This is a genomic window from Proteinivorax tanatarense, assembly GCF_040267685.1.
In the GTDB taxonomy this organism is placed as follows: domain Bacteria; phylum Bacillota; class Proteinivoracia; order Proteinivoracales; family Proteinivoracaceae; genus Proteinivorax; species Proteinivorax tanatarense.
In genome coordinates, this window is sequence record NZ_CP158367.1 from 1,475,020 (window position 1) to 1,492,597 (window position 17,578).

16 protein-coding genes are annotated in these 17,578 nt (G+C 34.8%); all 16 read left to right on the forward strand.

Annotated features, from left to right (window positions below; all coding sequences use genetic code 11):
* The first annotated feature begins 33 nt into the window (after positions 1-33).
* Entirely contained in the window at positions 34-1,128 is a 1,095-nt protein-coding gene (locus tag PRVXT_RS07385) for a BMP family lipoprotein (RefSeq protein WP_350345018.1), read from the forward strand.
* Positions 1,129-1,228: 100 nt separating this feature from the next.
* Positions 1,229-2,800: an ABC transporter ATP-binding protein gene (locus tag PRVXT_RS07390; RefSeq protein ID WP_350345019.1), complete on the forward strand. Its 1,572-nt coding sequence runs from the start codon at positions 1,229-1,231 to the stop codon at positions 2,798-2,800.
* Positions 2,787-3,878 (forward strand): ABC transporter permease, encoded by a 1,092-nt coding sequence (locus PRVXT_RS07395; protein ID WP_350345020.1) that lies wholly within the window; start codon positions 2,787-2,789, stop codon positions 3,876-3,878. The genes PRVXT_RS07390 and PRVXT_RS07395 overlap by 14 nt, the downstream gene beginning before the upstream one ends.
* Complete coding sequence (locus tag PRVXT_RS07400) at positions 3,878-4,780, forward strand: ABC transporter permease (protein ID WP_350345021.1); 903 nt, start codon at positions 3,878-3,880, stop codon at positions 4,778-4,780. The genes PRVXT_RS07395 and PRVXT_RS07400 overlap by 1 nt, the downstream gene beginning before the upstream one ends.
* A 129-nt stretch (positions 4,781-4,909) precedes the next feature.
* Positions 4,910-5,674 (forward strand): DUF3388 domain-containing protein, encoded by a 765-nt coding sequence (locus PRVXT_RS07405; protein WP_350345022.1) that lies wholly within the window; start codon positions 4,910-4,912, stop codon positions 5,672-5,674.
* Complete coding sequence (locus PRVXT_RS07410; RefSeq protein ID WP_350345023.1) at positions 5,631-6,575, forward strand: helix-turn-helix domain-containing protein; 945 nt, start codon at positions 5,631-5,633, stop codon at positions 6,573-6,575. The genes PRVXT_RS07405 and PRVXT_RS07410 overlap by 44 nt, the downstream gene beginning before the upstream one ends.
* A 76-nt stretch (positions 6,576-6,651) precedes the next feature.
* The gene (gene rimO, locus PRVXT_RS07415) at positions 6,652-7,989 is read left to right on the forward strand and encodes a 30S ribosomal protein S12 methylthiotransferase RimO (RefSeq protein ID WP_350345024.1); all 1,338 of its coding nucleotides are present in this window, start codon (positions 6,652-6,654) and stop codon (positions 7,987-7,989) included.
* Positions 7,973-8,551 carry a CDP-diacylglycerol--glycerol-3-phosphate 3-phosphatidyltransferase gene (pgsA, locus tag PRVXT_RS07420; RefSeq protein WP_350345025.1) on the forward strand — a complete coding sequence of 193 codons (579 nt, stop codon included), beginning with the start codon at positions 7,973-7,975 and terminating at the stop codon, positions 8,549-8,551. Before rimO ends, pgsA begins: the two co-directional genes overlap by 17 nt.
* An 88-nt stretch (positions 8,552-8,639) precedes the next feature.
* Positions 8,640-9,161 carry a hypothetical protein gene (locus tag PRVXT_RS07425; RefSeq protein ID WP_350345026.1) on the forward strand — a complete coding sequence of 174 codons (522 nt, stop codon included), beginning with the start codon at positions 8,640-8,642 and terminating at the stop codon, positions 9,159-9,161.
* Positions 9,151-10,635, forward strand: coding sequence for an AAA family ATPase (locus tag PRVXT_RS07430; protein WP_350345027.1), 1,485 nt, complete (start codon positions 9,151-9,153; stop codon positions 10,633-10,635). Before PRVXT_RS07425 ends, PRVXT_RS07430 begins: the two co-directional genes overlap by 11 nt.
* A 246-nt stretch (positions 10,636-10,881) precedes the next feature.
* Complete coding sequence (locus PRVXT_RS07435) at positions 10,882-12,108, forward strand: competence/damage-inducible protein A (protein ID WP_350345028.1); 1,227 nt, start codon at positions 10,882-10,884, stop codon at positions 12,106-12,108.
* Between the two features lie 15 nt (positions 12,109-12,123).
* On the forward strand, positions 12,124-13,530 hold the full coding sequence (locus PRVXT_RS07440) for a metallophosphoesterase family protein (protein WP_350345029.1): 1,407 nt from the start codon (positions 12,124-12,126) through the stop codon (positions 13,528-13,530).
* A gap of 56 nt (positions 13,531-13,586) precedes the next feature.
* On the forward strand, positions 13,587-14,609 hold the full coding sequence (gene recA, locus PRVXT_RS07445; RefSeq protein WP_350345030.1) for a recombinase RecA: 1,023 nt from the start codon (positions 13,587-13,589) through the stop codon (positions 14,607-14,609).
* A gap of 82 nt (positions 14,610-14,691) precedes the next feature.
* Positions 14,692-15,126 carry a regulatory protein RecX gene (locus tag PRVXT_RS07450; RefSeq protein WP_350345031.1) on the forward strand — a complete coding sequence of 145 codons (435 nt, stop codon included), beginning with the start codon at positions 14,692-14,694 and terminating at the stop codon, positions 15,124-15,126.
* 1 nt (position 15,127) lies between these two features.
* Entirely contained in the window at positions 15,128-16,108 is a 981-nt protein-coding gene (locus PRVXT_RS07455; protein ID WP_350345032.1) for a metallophosphoesterase family protein, read from the forward strand.
* Positions 16,109-16,127: 19 nt separating this feature from the next.
* Complete coding sequence (locus PRVXT_RS07460) at positions 16,128-17,576, forward strand: AAA family ATPase (protein WP_350345033.1); 1,449 nt, start codon at positions 16,128-16,130, stop codon at positions 17,574-17,576.
* Positions 17,577-17,578: the final 2 nt, after the last annotated feature.

A 17,578-nucleotide genomic window follows, 5' to 3' on the forward strand; every position in this document is an offset into this window, starting at 1 on the left:
GTTAAAAATATAAAAATCAAGGGGGTAATTTTTTTGAAAAAGTCATTAATTATGATTTTAGCTGCCATGATGGTGCTTTCTTTTGCACTAGCTGGCTGCGGTGCAGGGTCTGATGCTGATGATAATGGTGCCGTTGAAGAAAACGGTGAAGATCCTATCAGAGTAGGTTTAGTGTTGTCAACAGGAGGTTTAGGAGATCAGTCTTTTAACGATGCGGCTTTTAGAGGCCTTGAACAAGCAGAAGAAGAACTGGGTATTGAGTTTGATTACTATGAACCAGAGGACTCAGCTGAGGATGAGACTGCTCTTAGACATTATGCTGAACAAGATTTTGATTTAGTGATTGGTGTAGGTTTTCAAATGCAAGATACCTTAAAGGAAGTTGCAGAGGATATGGATCACATCAACTTTGCTATCGTTGATGGTGGATATGATGAAATTCCAGAAAATGTAGCTACATTAAACTTTGCTCAACATGAAGGTTCTTTTCTTGCTGGTGCACTAGCGGCACTTGTTACAGAAGTTGACACTATCGGATTTATGGGTGGTGTCGAAGGAGCTTTAATTGGTCAATTTGAAGCTGGATTTGTTCAGGGAGCTAAACATGTTAACCCTGATGTAGATGTTGATATAAGGTATGTAGGAGACTTTGGCGATATCGATAGAGGACGTGAAACAGCTCGTGGACAAGTAGAAAGAGGAGCAGATGTAATTTACCATGCTGCTGGAGGGTCAGGAATGGGTTTGTTTGAAGTGGCTGAAGATGAAGAGATTTATGCCATTGGTGTAGATTCTAACCAGAATATGGTTGCTCCTGGTTACGTTATTGCAAGCATGCTAAAGAGAGTTGATACAGCTGTTTATGGTATCACAGAGGCTGTTTTAAACGGAGAATTCCAAGGTGGAACAAACTATGTATTTGATCTTGCCGATGATGGTGTTGGCCTAACTTCTCTAACTGACTTAGATATTGAAGAACAAGACGCTGCTGACGCAGAGGTTATTACACAAGATGAGCTTGAAGCTATAGAAGAAATGAAGCAATCTGTTACAGCTGAGCATGCAGACAAAATTGAAGAATTGAAACAACAAATTATAAGTGGTGAAATAGTAGTAGATATGGAGTAAGTTTTTAAATACTGTCACACCAGTGGTGTGACAGTATTATTATACTAATTCGCTTTTACATTTGTTTAGATATCATTACAAACGTTAGGGGGGAAAGTCTATGTCCTCAGAGAATCAATATAGTAATAGCGATGAAATAATTTTAAAGATGGAGGGAATAACTAAAGTCTTTCCAGGTGTTAAGGCAAATGATAATGTTAATTTAGAGGTTAAAAAGGGAGAAATTCATGCTTTAGTTGGCGAAAACGGAGCAGGAAAATCAACCTTAATGAATATCCTTTATGGTTTATACCAGCCTGAAGAAGGGGAAATATTTTATGATGGGAACAAAGTATCACTAGACGGTCCTATGTCATCTATAAACTTAGGGATTGGAATGGTACATCAGCATTTTATGTTAGTGGAACCCTTGACAGTGACTGAAAATATCATGCTTGGCAGCGAACCAATTACTGGAGCTTTTTTTACAGATGATAAAAATGCTGCACGCAAGGTAAAGGATATTTCTGATAGGTATGGTTTAAAAGTTGATCCTAATGCAACAATAGAGAATATTCCTGTTGGAATGCAACAGAGGGTAGAAATCATTAAGATACTGTATAGGGGCGCTGATCTTCTAATTTTTGACGAACCAACTGCCGTGCTTACACCTCAAGAAATCGAAGAGTTGTTTGAGATTTTTAAGGCCTTAAAAGAGCAAGGTAAAACCATCATTTTCATTACCCATAAACTCAAAGAGGTTAAGGCTATTTCTGACAGAATTACAGTATTAAGGCAAGGAAAAACAACTGGGACAGTTGAAACTGAATCAGTAAGTGAAGAAGATATAGCAAAACTTATGGTTGGCAGGTCGGTTCTTTTACAAGTTGAGAAAGAAAAATCTAAACCTAAGAATGTGGTTTTAAATGTGGAAAATCTCACCTATAAAGATGATAGAGGTGTTGATATACTTAAAGGAATTTCTTTTGATATAAAGGAAGGAGAAATTCTTGGTTTTGCAGGTGTGGAAGGAAACGGTCAAAGCGAATTGGTTGAAATTTTGACAGGCCTTAAGAAATCAACTTCGGGAAAAGTTACGCTGAAAAATGAAGATGTAACTAATGCATCACCTATGCAATTTAAAGAATGGAAAGTGGGGCATATTCCAGAAGATCGCCATAAGCGGGGATTAATCTTAGATTATAATCTTGCTGAAAATATGGTAATGGGGTATCATAATAAACCACCTTTTAGCAAACCTTTTTATATGAACGCAAATGCAATAAATGCCCATGCTGATAAACTAATACCAGAGTTTGATGTAAGGACTCCTGGTAGTCATGTAAAGGCAAGGTCGCTATCAGGTGGTAATCAACAAAAAGTTATAATAGCTAGGGAATTTTCGCAGAAGCCAGACTTGCTAATTGCATCCCAGCCAACTAGAGGAGTCGACATTGGAGCTATTGAATTTATTCATAGGAGAATTATCGAGCAAAGAGATGCAGGAAAAGCTGTTATGGTAGTATCAGCAGAATTACATGAAGTGATGTCACTCAGTGATAGAATAGCTGTAATTTATGATGGGCAAATTATTGATATAGTTGATGCTGGCTCAGTTAACGAGTTCCAGTTAGGAGCAATGATGACTGGTTCAACTCCTCAAAAGGAGGATTCTGACAATGAAAATGAGTAATAATATGAAAAGTACCCTAACAACATTGGCTTTCGCTCTTATTGCAATATTCGTAGCACTGTTAATCGGAGGGATTTTGATACAGTTTACCACAGAAGCTAGCATGATTGAAGCATATATAGCTTTATATAATGGAGCTTTTGGGGATTTGAGAAGTGTTTTAAATACATTGTGGCGTTCTACCCCACTAATACTGACAGGTTTAGCTGTTGCCTTCGCTTTTAAATGTGGATTGTTTAATATAGGAGCGGAAGGACAGTTGTTAATCGGTGGGTTTGTTGCTGGTGTAGCTGGATACTCTTTTACTGGACTACCAGCTATATTACATGTGACAATTTGTATTGTTTTGGGAATGTTAGCTGGAGGAATTTGGGGTGGTATACCTGGACTTCTAAAAGCTAAACTAGGAGTTAATGAAGTTATTAACACAATTATGCTAAACCTTATTGCTTTGCAAATAACAGTTAGGTATGGAATAAATCAACTTAGGTTAGAAGGGGCTGCCGATAACACTCCTAGAATAGCAGAGACAGCAGAGCTTACTAGGTTTACAGACACTTTTTTAAACGACTTGTTTAATCTTCCTGGGGGTGTTAGAGTTCATACAGGTTTTGTTTTCGCTCTTTTGGCTGCTCTATTTATATCATATCTGTTGTTCAAAACTAAAACTGGTTATGAAATAAGAGCTGTAGGCATTAATCCCAGTGGTGCTGAATATGGCGGGATTAACGTATCAAAAAATATTTTTTTAGCAATGTTTATAAGTGGTGCGTTAGCAGGTCTTGCTGGGACTGTTGAAGTTTTGGGGACCCATAGATACTTTACTTCCGGTCTTGATGCCGGCCTTGGTTTCACAGGTATAGCTGTTGCTCTTTTAGGTAATAGCAACCCAGGAGGAGTTATATTGGCTGGGATATTATTTGGAGCATTAACTCAAGGTGGAATGGGCATGCAGTTTGCTGGTGTTCCCAGGGAGATAGTAACAATTATTCAGGCTCTTGTTATTTTCTTTATGGCATCATTGCAGATGTTTAAGATTTTTATTGAGAAAAAGCGTGCTAAGGAGGTGGCCAAATAATGATAGATTTTTTAGCTCAGATTTTTACACTCTCAATGTTTTTTGCAGGGCTTAGAATGGCCACACCCCTAATATTAGCTTCAATGGGCGGAATCCTTTCAGAGCGTGCAGGTGTTATAAATATTGCCCTGGAGGGAATGATTTTAACAGGAGCATTTTTCGCAGTGTGGGGAAGCTATACAACTGGCAATCCTTGGTTTGGCGTTCTTTTAGCAATTATTTCCGGGATGGCCCTAGCAGCTATACACGCTGTGGTAAGTGTCTACTTTAAAGCAGATCAAGTTGTAAGTGGTACTGCTATTAATATATTAGCTACTGGATTAACAGTATATCTTTTGCAAATATTATTTGGTGTCTCAGGGACATCACCTAGAGCAGTGCGTTTGCCACAATGGGATATTGGAATAGTAGCTTTTAATCCAATGGTTTACATCGCACTCATTTCTGTTCCTATTATTTGGGTGATTCTTTATAAAACGCCATGGGGATTGAGAATTAGGGCAGTTGGTGAACATCCTCAAGCGGCTGATACTGTAGGTATAAATGTCAATAGGTGGCGTTTTATTTGTGTCACATTAAGTGGTGCTTTTGCTGGTTTAGCTGGTGTGGCGATTTCTATTGGAGAAGGTTCCTATTTTGTTAACGGTATGAGCAGTGGTAGAGGGTTTATAGCTTTAGCTGCTATGATTTTTGGAAAATGGAATCCCTTAGGTGCTTTAGGAGCTAGCCTTTTATTCGGCTTTACTGAAGCTATAGCCTTAAGGGCTACTTTTCAACATATCCCTTCAGAGCTTGTAAGAACTTTACCTTACGTTATAACAATTATAGTGTTAGCTGGTTTTATAGGAAGGGCAAGACCACCTAAAGCTGTAGGTAAACCTTACAATAAAGGTGAAAGATAAGAATTTTAAAGATATGCTGCCTTATTTTGGCTGTATATCTTTTTTTCTGTCTTTTTTAATCATTTTGTGATATATTTATATTAAGCATGGTTTTAGTTGGTTAACCTTGAGAAGAAAAGGTGATTATTAATGGAATGGTACTTCGAATATCAAATAAATGATAACAAACCTGGATTATTAGGAGATGTAGCTACTTTTTTGGGCCTTTTAGAAATCAACATTAAAATGATAAATGGTCTAGCTCCAAAAACGAGAGGGCTTATAATACGAGCTGATGACCACTCAAAAATAGTTACTCTAAAAAGAGCTCTTGAGTCATCCAATAATATTGAGGTAACAGCACTTAGGCGACCTACCCTTATTGACAAAATCAATTTACAGCATGGAAAAATGATTCATAAGTCTAGTAATGCTCCCAATACTTACTCTTTTACCAGAGATGACCTGGGAATGATGGTCGACTTTTTAGGTGGGTTAATAAACAAGTCTTCCGATGCCATAATTGGAGTAAGGGGTATGCCACAAGTAGGCAAAACAGAGGCAATCATAGCTGCCTGTGTACATGCTAATAGAAAATGGGTACTTGTATCATCTACCATAATGCGTCAAGTAATTCGAGGGCACTTAATGGAAGACGAATTAAATTCCGAGTGTGTTTTTGTTATTGATGGAATCGTTTCTTCTTTAAGGGCTAATGAGAAACATAGCAAATTAATAAATGAAATTATAAAGCTACCCATTCCAAAAGTAATTGAGCATCCGGATATTTTTTTGAGGGAAACTGACTATTCAGAAAAGCTTATCGATTATACTATAGAATTAAGGCGTTCAAAGGATGAAGAGATAAACTATGAGTTTGTTAATCAAAGCTTTTCATCTTTTGACATTAGTTAATGGGGGTGATCTTATCAACTTATTAGAAATTGGGAAAAAATTACAAGAAGCAAGACAAGAAAAGGGATTAACAGTTGAGGATATTTGCTCAAAAACTAAAATGAAAAAAGGACAGGTTGTGGCACTAGAAAAAGGTGATGAGAACGCTTTACCACCTAAGACTTATATAAAGGGATTTATTAAATTATATGCTAAAGAAGTTGGCCTAGATTACCGCGAGTTAGTAGGAACTACAACAACAGAAACCAAGAATTCAAGAACCAAAAGAAGTAAAAAGACAGAACCTATAAAAAGGCGCACGTATGAATCTAGCTTCGATTTTAAGGGGGTAATTTTTTTAACTGTCTTTGTGTTGATTATCGGGTTTAGTGCCTATTTGACAGCAAACTACTTTTTATCTTCATCAGAGCCTATTGGTGTAGATTTAGAAGAAGACACCTATTCAGAAAAAGAAGAGCTTGATGAAAGTAAAAGTGATGAAATGCAAGATGATGATGAAAGTGAAACTTCTGAAACTCATGATAATGACGAAACAGAACATCCTGAAAGTGATGATGAGCTTGATGAGGACAACGACAACGGTGAAGATAAGGCCATTGTAATTGACGAGGATAATGATGATAACAATTACTATTATTCTATTACCTCACACGAAGCTGTAACATTAAAAATTTCCTTTACGGAGCAGTGTTGGGTTAGTGTCATAGTAGATGGAGAGACAGTGCACGTTGATACCCATAATCCTGAAGACATCTATGAAGTAAATTTTGAAGAATCTGCTGAAGTTAGGGTTGGTTACCCACAAGGAATCCAGTTTTATGTAAATGAACAAGAAATAAACTTTTTTGAAGGTAATAATCCTAAAGACGCATATTTTGAGATAATAGTTGACGAGGAGTAACTTTCTCGTCTTTTTTTTTTTGACATTAAATGATAAACTATATTATACTGAGGTTGGTTAAGAAGGAGGAATAAATATGATAAACATCGCAACAGTGAGCTTAGGTTGTCCCAAAAATACAGTAGATACAGAAGTCATGTTAGGAAACTTGGGAGAGAAGGGATTCAGTATAACTTCTGAAGCCATAAAAGCAGAAGTTATAATTGTCAATACCTGTGGATTTATAGAATCTGCTAAAAAAGAATCCATTAACACTATTTTAGAATTTGCCGAATATAAGAAAGGTAAGTGTCAAGTTTTAATTGTGACCGGTTGCCTAGTTCAGAGGTATAAAAAAGAGTTAGTTCAACAAATACCAGAAATTGATGGAATTATTGGCACTGGAGAGTATGACAAGATAGTTGATTGCATAGAAGCAAATTTGCAAGGAACTAAGTTTGAAAAAACCGATAACCTTGAATTTTTATACGATCATAATACACCTAGGTTGCTATCCACACCAAAGCATACTGCTTACGTAAAAATTGCAGAAGGTTGTGATAATCATTGTACATATTGTATAATTCCGAAACTTAGGGGAGGATATAGAAGTAGACCTATAGAATCAATAGTTAAGGAAGTTAAAAATCTAACAGATGGTGGAGTAAAGGAAATAATTTTGGTTGCTCAGGATACCACTGTATATGGGATGGATTTATATGGTGAGTATAAACTCGCTGATCTTTTAATACAATTAAATGAAATAGAGGGAGTTAAGTGGATAAGAATTATGTATTGTTATCCTACATATTTATCGGATACCCTTTTACAAACGATTGCTTCATTGGATAAAGTCGTAAATTATATTGATTTACCCCTACAACATGGTGATAATGAAATTCTTAAAAGAATGGGTAGAAAAGAAAAAGTTGAAGATTTAATAGCTTTAGTAAAGAAAATTAGGGCATATATACCCGATGTTGTTATAAGAACTTCTTTGATAGTTGGTTTCCCTGGTGAAACTGACGAAAACTTTTCAAACTTAATGGACTTTGTGAAGACTATAAGGCTTGATAGAGTTGGAGTATTTACCTATTCACCTGAAGAGGAAACACCGGCATATGACTATCCCAATAAGGTACCAAAAAGAAAAAAAGTTTTAAGACAGCATAAACTAATGAAAGAGCAGAGAAAAATTTCTAAAGAAATTAATGAAGGTTGGATAGGAAGAACGATAGATGTAATGATCGAATCTATGCAAGGCGATAACTTAGTAGGTCGCTCTTTTAGGGATTCACCCGAAATAGATGGAAACGTTGTTATTCCAATAAAAAAAGAAACTCATAACCTGATAGGTGAAATTAAGCCAGTTAAGATTACCAAAGCATTTGATTATGATTTATTGGGGGAGTTTGATTATGAATCTTGCAAATAAAATTACCATAGCTAGAATATTTTTAGCACCTCTATTTATTTTAATTATCTCTGGAGTGCAGTATGGTGAATTTGCGGCGGCTTTCTTTTTTATTTTAGCAGCTAGTACTGATGGTTTGGATGGTTACATAGCTAGAAAAAAGAAGCAAGTAACAACTTTTGGGAAATTCTTGGATCCTTTAGCTGATAAACTTCTAATCACTGCAGCGCTTTTTGCCTTGGTAGGGTTAGGCAGTATAGGACCTTTAGTTGGGTTTGTAATAGTAAGCCGAGAATTTGCTGTAACGGGCCTTAGAGTTATTGCTGCAGGGGAGGGGATTGTTATATCAGCAAGCAAGTGGGGAAAACTTAAAACAGTTAGTCAAATTGTAGCTATTAGCGCTTTAACTATTGATGCTGGTGTTAAAGCCCATGAACTATTTAGCACAACATGGGTTGTTCGTATGCCTGTTGAACTAATAGCTCAACTATCTTTAGTTATAGCTATTTTATTAACTGTTTTTTCCGGCATAGATTATTTTTATAAAAATAAAGAAGTAATCATTCAAGGTGGCTTTAAATAGGCCATCTTTTTTTGTATTTTTTAACATATAGTTTGTTAATTTAGTATGGTATACTTGTCTTATGTAAACTAAGAAAGGAGGTAACTACATGAAAATTAGATGGCCAGTTGCAATAATTGTTTCAATTATCTGCATTGTAGTGTTTTTAGTTGGTATTAGGATGTATGATAATTATACTATATACACGCCGTTAGAAAAGATCCTAGATAACCACAGCAGCATAGAACAATATGAGCACACAAAACAAGGTGAGTTTCATACAATAAGCTTAACACTTGATAACTCTGTGGATTTACATGAGGTTCATGAAGAAATTGATTTAGAGCTTTCTAAGTTATTAGGAGAAAATTTTAAAGTAATATATTCCCGTCGATTACCAAAAGATGATCACTTGTTTGATTTATACTGGAGGGTAGAGTTAGCTTTAGAAGATATGGCTAAAAATGGAAGTTACCTTCAAACTATCAAATATCTAGATGAGTTATTTAAAGACGAAGGAAAGTATTTTTTGAAGTTTAATAGAAACTGGTTATATTATGGTTGGGATGTTAAAGGGTATGAATATAATAATATTGTTTATGTAGGAGAGGAGGGTACAGATGGTAGTTAAAGAAGTTGCGATTGGCACTATTATAGCAGCGTTTTTTTTACTTGCTTACTATGGTGTAAATATTTTTCCTATAGTTTTAATAGGTAGTGTTGTGTTATTTCTGTTATTTAGAAATGAAATTATAGATAAAGTTGAAGATATAAGTAACAAAAATAATAAAAGTTCTTCTAAAGTTTTAACCAGCATAGAGTTTAATGAAATAGGTGGTCAGAAATCAGCCAAGAAGGAACTGATAGAAGCCCTAGATTTTATTGTCGATCGGGACAAAGTAAAAAAGTTAGGTATCAGACCATTAAAAGGAATCATTCTAGCTGGCCCTCCTGGAACAGGAAAAACTTTGTTAGCGAAAGCTGCAGCTAAATATACTGGCTCAGCTTTTATTTCTGCATCTGGATCAGAGTTTGTAGAAATGTATGCAGGGGTTGGTGCTAAGAGGATTAGAAAATTATTTAAAGATGCAGTTTCAAAAGCAAAAAAAGAAGATAAAAATTCTGCTTTAATTTTTGTAGATGAAGTGGATGTACTAGGCATCAAAAGGGGGTCAAGTTCCTCTCATATGGAGTATGACCAAACATTAAACGAGTTACTTGTACAGATGGATGGTATAAAGGTAAACGATGATGTACAAGTATTAATAATGGCTGCTACAAATCGAGTGGATCTTTTAGATGATGCACTTTTACGGCCAGGTAGATTTGATCGAGTAGTAAATATTCCTTTGCCATCTAAAGAGGGTAGAGAAGAAATTCTTAAAATACATTGTAAAAACAAACCCTTAGATAAAAATGTAGACATTTCTAGCATCGCGGAACAAACATTCGGATTTTCAGGTGCACATCTTGAAAGTATTGCCAATGAAGCGGCAATTATGGCAATGCGTGAAAATAGTTCCGTTATTTATCAAAAACATTTTACTTTGGCAATTGAAAAAGTTATTATGGGTGAGAAAGTAGATAGAGTACCTTCAAAAAACGACTTGTTTAGGGTTGCTATCCACGAAGTAGGCCATGGTTTTATAAGTGAATACTACGACGAAAAGTCAGTTGCTTCTATTACAATTGCTTCAAGGGGCCAAACTTTAGGTTATATGAGGCAGGCAAGTAAAGAGCAATATATTCAAACTAAAAAAAATATCCTTAATAAAATTGCTATGGCAGTTGGCGGGGCGATGGCAGAGCAAGTTTTTTTTGGTAATTTCAGCACCGGCGCCAGCAATGATTTTAAACAAGCTATTGATCAATGTAAACAGTTAATTGATAGTGGATTATCTCACTTGGGCACTACTAGTTGTGAAATGATAGATTCAAATATATTACAAAAGGAAATTTCCAAACTAATTGAAGGTATTAAAAATGAAACAAGGGAAGTAATAGAGAATAATAAAGGAATTATTAAAGATATTGCAGACTATGTTATTGAAAATGAAACTATTTCTGGAGAGCAGCTTAGAAGTAAAATGACAAAGGTTAGCTGAGGGTGAGCCATCCATAGACTCCGATTAACTGGCACTCATAGCGAGAAAATCATAATTAGTTGAAGTTGGACTTTATTTAACAATGAGTTATCACTTGATGACTCATTGTTTTTTAATTTGTAGCTAAATTTTATTATAGTAACATAAAATAATAAATACGGAGTGGCTTGATTTTACTGTACTATCAAGATAAACTTTAGTTTATGATGAATATAATAGAGTCCAGTAGATAAGGAGCGGATTATTGTGAAAACAGAAATTATAAACGTTGGTAGTGAAATTTTATTGGGAGATATTCTTAATACTAACGCTAGGTACTTAAGTTCTGTGCTGAATAAACTAGGATGTAGTATCTATTATCATACGTCTGTTGGGGATAACCAAAAAAGATTAAAAAAATTAATAAATCTAGCGTTAGAAAGATCGGAGTTAATTGTTTTAACAGGTGGATTAGGCCCTACTTTAGATGACATAACTAGAGAAATAACTAGTGAGGCGTTAGAAATTCCTTTAGAACATAATCCAAAGATTGCAGAGGAAATAAACTGTTATTTTAAAGAAAGAGGTATCACAATGCCTAAGAATAACTTACGGCAAGCAAAAGTACCTCGGGACGCAAGAATTTTACATAACAGCAATGGAACAGCTCCAGGTTTACTAATAGAAACAAAGAACAATATTATTGTTCTTTTGCCCGGTCCTCCCAATGAACTTAAAGCAGTGGTAGAGGAATCATTACTACCTCTAGATTTATTTAAGCCTATGGACTCCATCGTTTCGACTACAATCAAAACATATGGTATTGGAGAATCACAACTAGTAGAGAAAATAGAAGACCTTATACAAACTCAATCAAATCCTACAATTGCTCCACTAGCAAAAGAGGATGGAGTCCATATACGTTTAACTTATAAGGGGAACCAACAATATGCCAGCCATTACTTTAGCAAATATAAAAAAAGGATTGACGAAAGATTAGGAAATTATATTTGGGGGTATGATAACCAGCAATTAAACCAACTAATAATTGATAGATGTGCTCAAAAAAAGCTTAATCTATCCACTGTAGAATCATGTACTTCCGGTGCTGTATCCTCTTTGCTTACTGACGTGAGTGGAAGTTCAAAAGTATTCTGGGGAGGAAATATTGTATATACCGACAACTGTAAAAAAGAGTTTTTAAGTTTGAACTCTGATATTCCTAACGGAGGTGTTGACAAAGATATAACTGAACAGTTGGCTGGACAGCTTTATATTAAATCCGGCTGCGACATATGTTTAGCTGTAACGGGAGCCTTAGGGCCATCAACGCCTCATAATAATGTTTCTGTAGGTGATGTTTTTATATCCACAATACTAAAAGGGAATTTAAAAACTTCTAAGTTTAAATTTAGAGGAAGTAGGGAAACTATAAAAAGTAGAGTAGTTTATGCTGCACTATTTAAAGTTTTAAAAGAAATTAATACACTTTAATTTGAGGAGATAAAATTGTGGAAACCAAAATATAAAAAATCACTTCAGATATTTTTACTTGCCTTGATAGGAGCAATAGTTTTGGTATCTTTGCTTAGCACTACTTCTTTTCAAGTTTTTGCCTTTGAAGTTGATTTATCGCTAGAAATTTTTGATAAAGGATATACTCAAGCAAATATACCTCCTGTTGGCCAAATTAGGGCTAAGACTCATATTCCACCTTTTAAGCTTATAGTTAATTTAACTAATATAAATTTAGATGTTATGGAAGAAATGACAGACCCTGAAAAAGCAGAAGAGATTATGACAGTTGTAATTGATACTTTAGGTGATCGGTTTAGAGTGTTTGTCGTTAGATTATTAGTTTTGGCCGGTCTAGGTGGTGCTTTTGGAGTAGGTATTTTTTTTAAAAAACCAAAACTTATTTTGGTAGGAGCAGCCATTGGGTTTGTAATTATAGGTCTGCTATTGAGTATAACTTTTTCTACTTATGATGATAAAGCTTTTGAAAACCCTGAGTTTGAAGGGATTATCTATGCTGCACCATGGATGTTCGGTTTATTAGAAGAAAGCTTTGAACAGCTTGAAGATTTTTCCGAGCAAATTGAATTATTGACAGTAAATTTGTATGATTTATTTGAAAGCATTCAATATTTAGAACCATTGGGCACAGCAGATGGTGATATGAAAATATTGCATGTATCTGATATTCATAATCATCCAGTGGCTTATGACTTTATAGGGCAAGTTATTAGGTCATTTAATGTGGATATAGTTATAGATACTGGAGATATAACTGACTATGGTACAGCCTTGGAAGCAGAGCTTATAACAAAGTTAGATAACATAGATGTTCCTTATGTAATTTCTCCTGGCAACCATGATTCACCAGCGGTAATAGAGAGATTGGAAGAGATGGATAATGTCACAGTGTTAGTTGATGATGTGGTTGAGGTTAATGGCTTAGTAATTGCTGGTATAGCTGATCCTTCTTCACAGTCAACAGCTATGGCAGTAGAGCCTGATGAGGTTTACTTAAAGCAAGTAGAGCAACTACAACAAACTATTGAGGAAAGTGGGAAGGAGCCATTTATAATTAACACTCATCATCCAATAATATCTGAAGAGCTTCAGGGCCAATATCCCTTACTTTTTCAAGGACACACTCATCGGCTTGAAATCAATGCTTCAAATGAAGAAAGTATAATAATTAATCCAGGCAGTACTGGCGCTTCAGGGATAAGGGGACTTTTAAGTAAAAACGAAGTCCCTTATAGCTTAGTGTTGATACACCTTAAAGAGGATGAACAAGGAAACCACAAAGTAGTCGCTGTTGATTCAATAGATGTTTTTAATCTTAGTTCAGGATTTTCTTTAAATAGACAGTTAATAATAACTGACTGGGATAATAACCTTGATTAAATCGAAAATATGTTCTATAATGGGAGTAAGTTGAATTTAGTGGGGAGGAGTTACATATGGAAAAGAAAAAAGCGTTGGATATGGCTTTGCACCAAATTGAAAGGCAGTTTGGCAAAGGATCAGTTATGAAGTTAGGGGAAAATACTAACTTCTCAGTGTCTACAGTGCCTTCAGGTTGCCTTGACTTAGATATAGCCTTAGGAACAGGGGGTTTCCCAAGGGGGAGAATCATTGAAATTTATGGACCAGAATCTTCAGGTAAAACTACTGTAGCTTTGCATGCAATAGCAGAAGCCCAAAAGAATGGTGGTACGGCAGCTTTTATTGACGCCGAGCATGCTTTAGATCCGGTCTATGCAAAAGCTTTAGGTGTTAATATTGACGAGTTATATGTGTCTCAACCAGATACAGGGGAACAAGCATTGGAAATTGCAGAAGCTTTGGTGCGAAGTGGGGCTATTGATATTGTAGTAGTAGATTCTGTTGCTGCATTAGTTCCAAAAGCAGAAATTGAAGGGGAGATGGGTGATTCCCACGTAGGCCTTCAAGCTAGATTGATGAGTCAAGCACTGCGAAAACTATCAGGAGCTATTAGCAAATCAAAAACGACAGCTATTTTTATTAACCAATTACGTGAAAAAGTAGGAGTTATGTTTGGGAACCCAGAAACTACTACTGGAGGGAGAGCCCTTAAATTTTACTCTTCGGTAAGGTTAGATGTAAGAAGAATTGAAACTTTAAAGCAAGGTCAAGATATGGTAGGAAATAGGACAAGAGTAAAGATTGTAAAAAATAAATTAGCACCACCTTTTAAAAAGGCTGAGTTTGATATAATGTATGGTGAGGGAATTTCTAAAGAGGGATGCATCTTAGATTTAGGAGCGGGGCTTGATATTGTAAATAAAAGTGGTGCATGGTATTCTTTTGATAAAGAACGTTTAGGTCAAGGAAGGGAGAATGCCAAGCAGTATTTAAAGGATAATCCTGATATTCTCCAAACCATAGAACAAAAAATAAGAAAACACTATAACCTTTCGGTTGATGCCCAAGAGGAAGCAGAGACTGAACAGGCAGAGTAAAGAGAAAAAGCCCAGCACGTAGCGCAATGACGCTAAGTAGCTGGGCTTTTATATTACATGGTTTAGGAGGTATACTTAAAAGATGAAAAAAGCAATAGGAAAAGCTTTGCGATATTTAAGTTATAGGGCGAGAACAGAACTAGAGCTAAAAAACTATTTAGACAAGAAAGGTGTTCCTCAACGGGATATAGAAGAAATAATAAGTGAACTTAAGAATTACGGATATATAAACGATGATGAATATGCTACTCAGTTTATTAACTATCAAGCTTTTACCAAGTTAAAGGGACCTCAAAAAATAAAGTTTGAACTTACTAAAAGAGGAATTAGCAGAGAAACTATGGACAGTGTCTTTGAATCATTGGAAATTGACTTTTTAGAAATAGCGAAAAAAGTTACTGTTAAAAAAAAATCTACAAAAACAGCCCAACAGCTATATGGACATCTTATTCGTAGAGGTTTTTACCATAATCACGCTATGTATGCAATAAAAGCTTTAGAGAAGGAAGAGGGATAATATGAAGATTGTTTATATTACCGATACTCACTTTAGGGGCGGGGGCCCTAGAAGTAGAACTGACGATTTTGTTAATACTTGTTATGATAAGTTAAACGAAGTTGTAAACTATTGTAATGAAAATAAGGTAGATTTATTGCTACATGGAGGGGACTTCTTTGATAGACCTGACATTTCGTTAGCAGTATTAGGGGAGATAGTTGGGATACTAAAAGGATGCAATTGTCCGATTAAGGGTATAGCAGGTAATCACGATATCTATGGACATAACCCTAAAACTTTACCTAGAACCATGCTAGGACTTTTAGATAAACTTGGAATTATAAAATTAATTGATGAAAATGGCGTGCTTTATGCAGCTAATGGCGTGAAACTTCAGTTAACAGGAAAAAACTATGTACATGACTATGAGCAGAAAGAAAGTTATATAGCAAAAAAGAAATTAGAGACTGATTTTAGTATCCACTTAGTTCATGGTATGTTGCTACCTAAAAAAAATATCCCAATTGATAAAATGACTTTGATTGAGACTATTGGTAGCACAGAAGCTGATATTACCTTGTCTGGACACTATCATCAAGGTTTTGGATCTGTAGAATTTGGAGGAAAACTATTTATCAATCCTGGTGCATTATTACGGGTAGATAATAGTTATTCAGAATTGAATAGAAAACCTCAAATACTACAAGTAACTTTAACTAAAAATAAAGAACCTAAAGTTGAATTTATCCCCTTAAAAACAGCTAAACGTGGTGATCTTGTTTTAGATAGAACCAAACTAGAAGAAAAAGTTATTCAACAAAACAAGCTGGATAATTTTTTAACAAACATTACCGATATAACTTCAAACCAATACATAACTGCTGAAGAAATAGTTACATCAATAGCTAATAATGAAAACATATCTGTAGATGTGAAAGAAAAGGCGTTATCTATAATATCAAACATGCAAGAGAGTTTTAATAAAGATGAAATTGACTAGCTAAAGGAGGTGGTCAACGATGGCAGCCCTAGAATCAATACATCTAATTAATTTTCAGTCTCATACAAACAGTGTTCTTAAATTTCATAAAGGAGTTAATGTAATAACAGGACCTTCAGATCAAGGTAAGTCTTCAATCATCAGAGCTCTCAGGTGGGTTCTTTATAACCAGCCAAAAGGTGGAGATATCATTCACTATGGTCAGTCACATTGTTCGGTGACAGTAACCCTTGATGATGGGACAAGTGTAACAAGAGAGAGGAGAAGGAATAGTAACAGGTATGTAATTGAAAAAGATGGTGAAAGAAATGAGTATTCCAGCGTCAGTAGTGAAATTTTAAAAATTGTCCAAGGGGTATTAAAAATAACGCCTGTTTTTTTGGATAAAGATCAGAAACCTGAAATAAATATAGCCCGACAGTTAGAGCCCCCCTTTTTGTTAAGTGGCACAGGAAGTCTTAGGGCAAAAGCCATAGGTACTATTGTGGGAGTACACTTTATTGATGCAGCCTCTAGAAGTGTATCGGGAAACATAAAAGAGTTAAGCTCTAAACTAAACTATAAAGATGAAGAATTAAAAAACTTAAACGAGCAATTAACTGCTTACCAAGAGTTGAACAATCAAAAGATAAAGACTGAAAAAGCCAATAATGCTTATCTAAAAGTGGAAAATAAAATAACTAAATATATTAACTTAAAAATTAAAAGAGAAAAATTATATAAAATTAATGATGAAATTAACGCTCTTTCGTTAACTTTAAAACAGACTAAAAATATAAAGCCAGCTTTAGAGCTTATAGAAGAAGTAAAATCATTACAAAGTAGGTATATATTGTTAAAAGATATAAGTAGAAAGCTAAACTATACTAATCAAGAAATCGACAAACTTAATAGTTTACTCCAAAACACAGAATTTTTAAATGACGGAATAAAGAAAATTGAAAGTGCTGACTTAAAACTAGAGAAATTGACGAGTATAATCAAATCCAAATCCAAGTTAAATAACATCAATAAAAACTTAAAAGCTTGCAATATTGTTTTATCAAATACCAGTAATTTACCTGCTAGTATAGAAAAAATTAGCGTTATACAAACATTAAATGAAAAATTAACTAACTATAAAAGGTACCACAACCAATTATCATCTATTAACAAAGATATTAGCCTTAACATCAATAATAGAATTGATAAAGGCTTAGAAAGCCAACTTATCCACCGGATAAACATAATTGAAGACAAAATTAAAAAATTAGATAAGTTAAAAGATTGTATGAAGAACATAAGAACTATTGAAACTAGAAGAAAAAATGGTGCTAAATATATTTCTGAGCTTAATCTAAAGTATAATTCGTTAATAAATAAACTTAATAGTAAAATTGAAAACCTTAATAAGTGCCCTATATGTGAGCAAGAAATACCCCAATCTCACAAGCATGTGTTGTTAGATAGATGGAAGGGAGAGATGTAAAA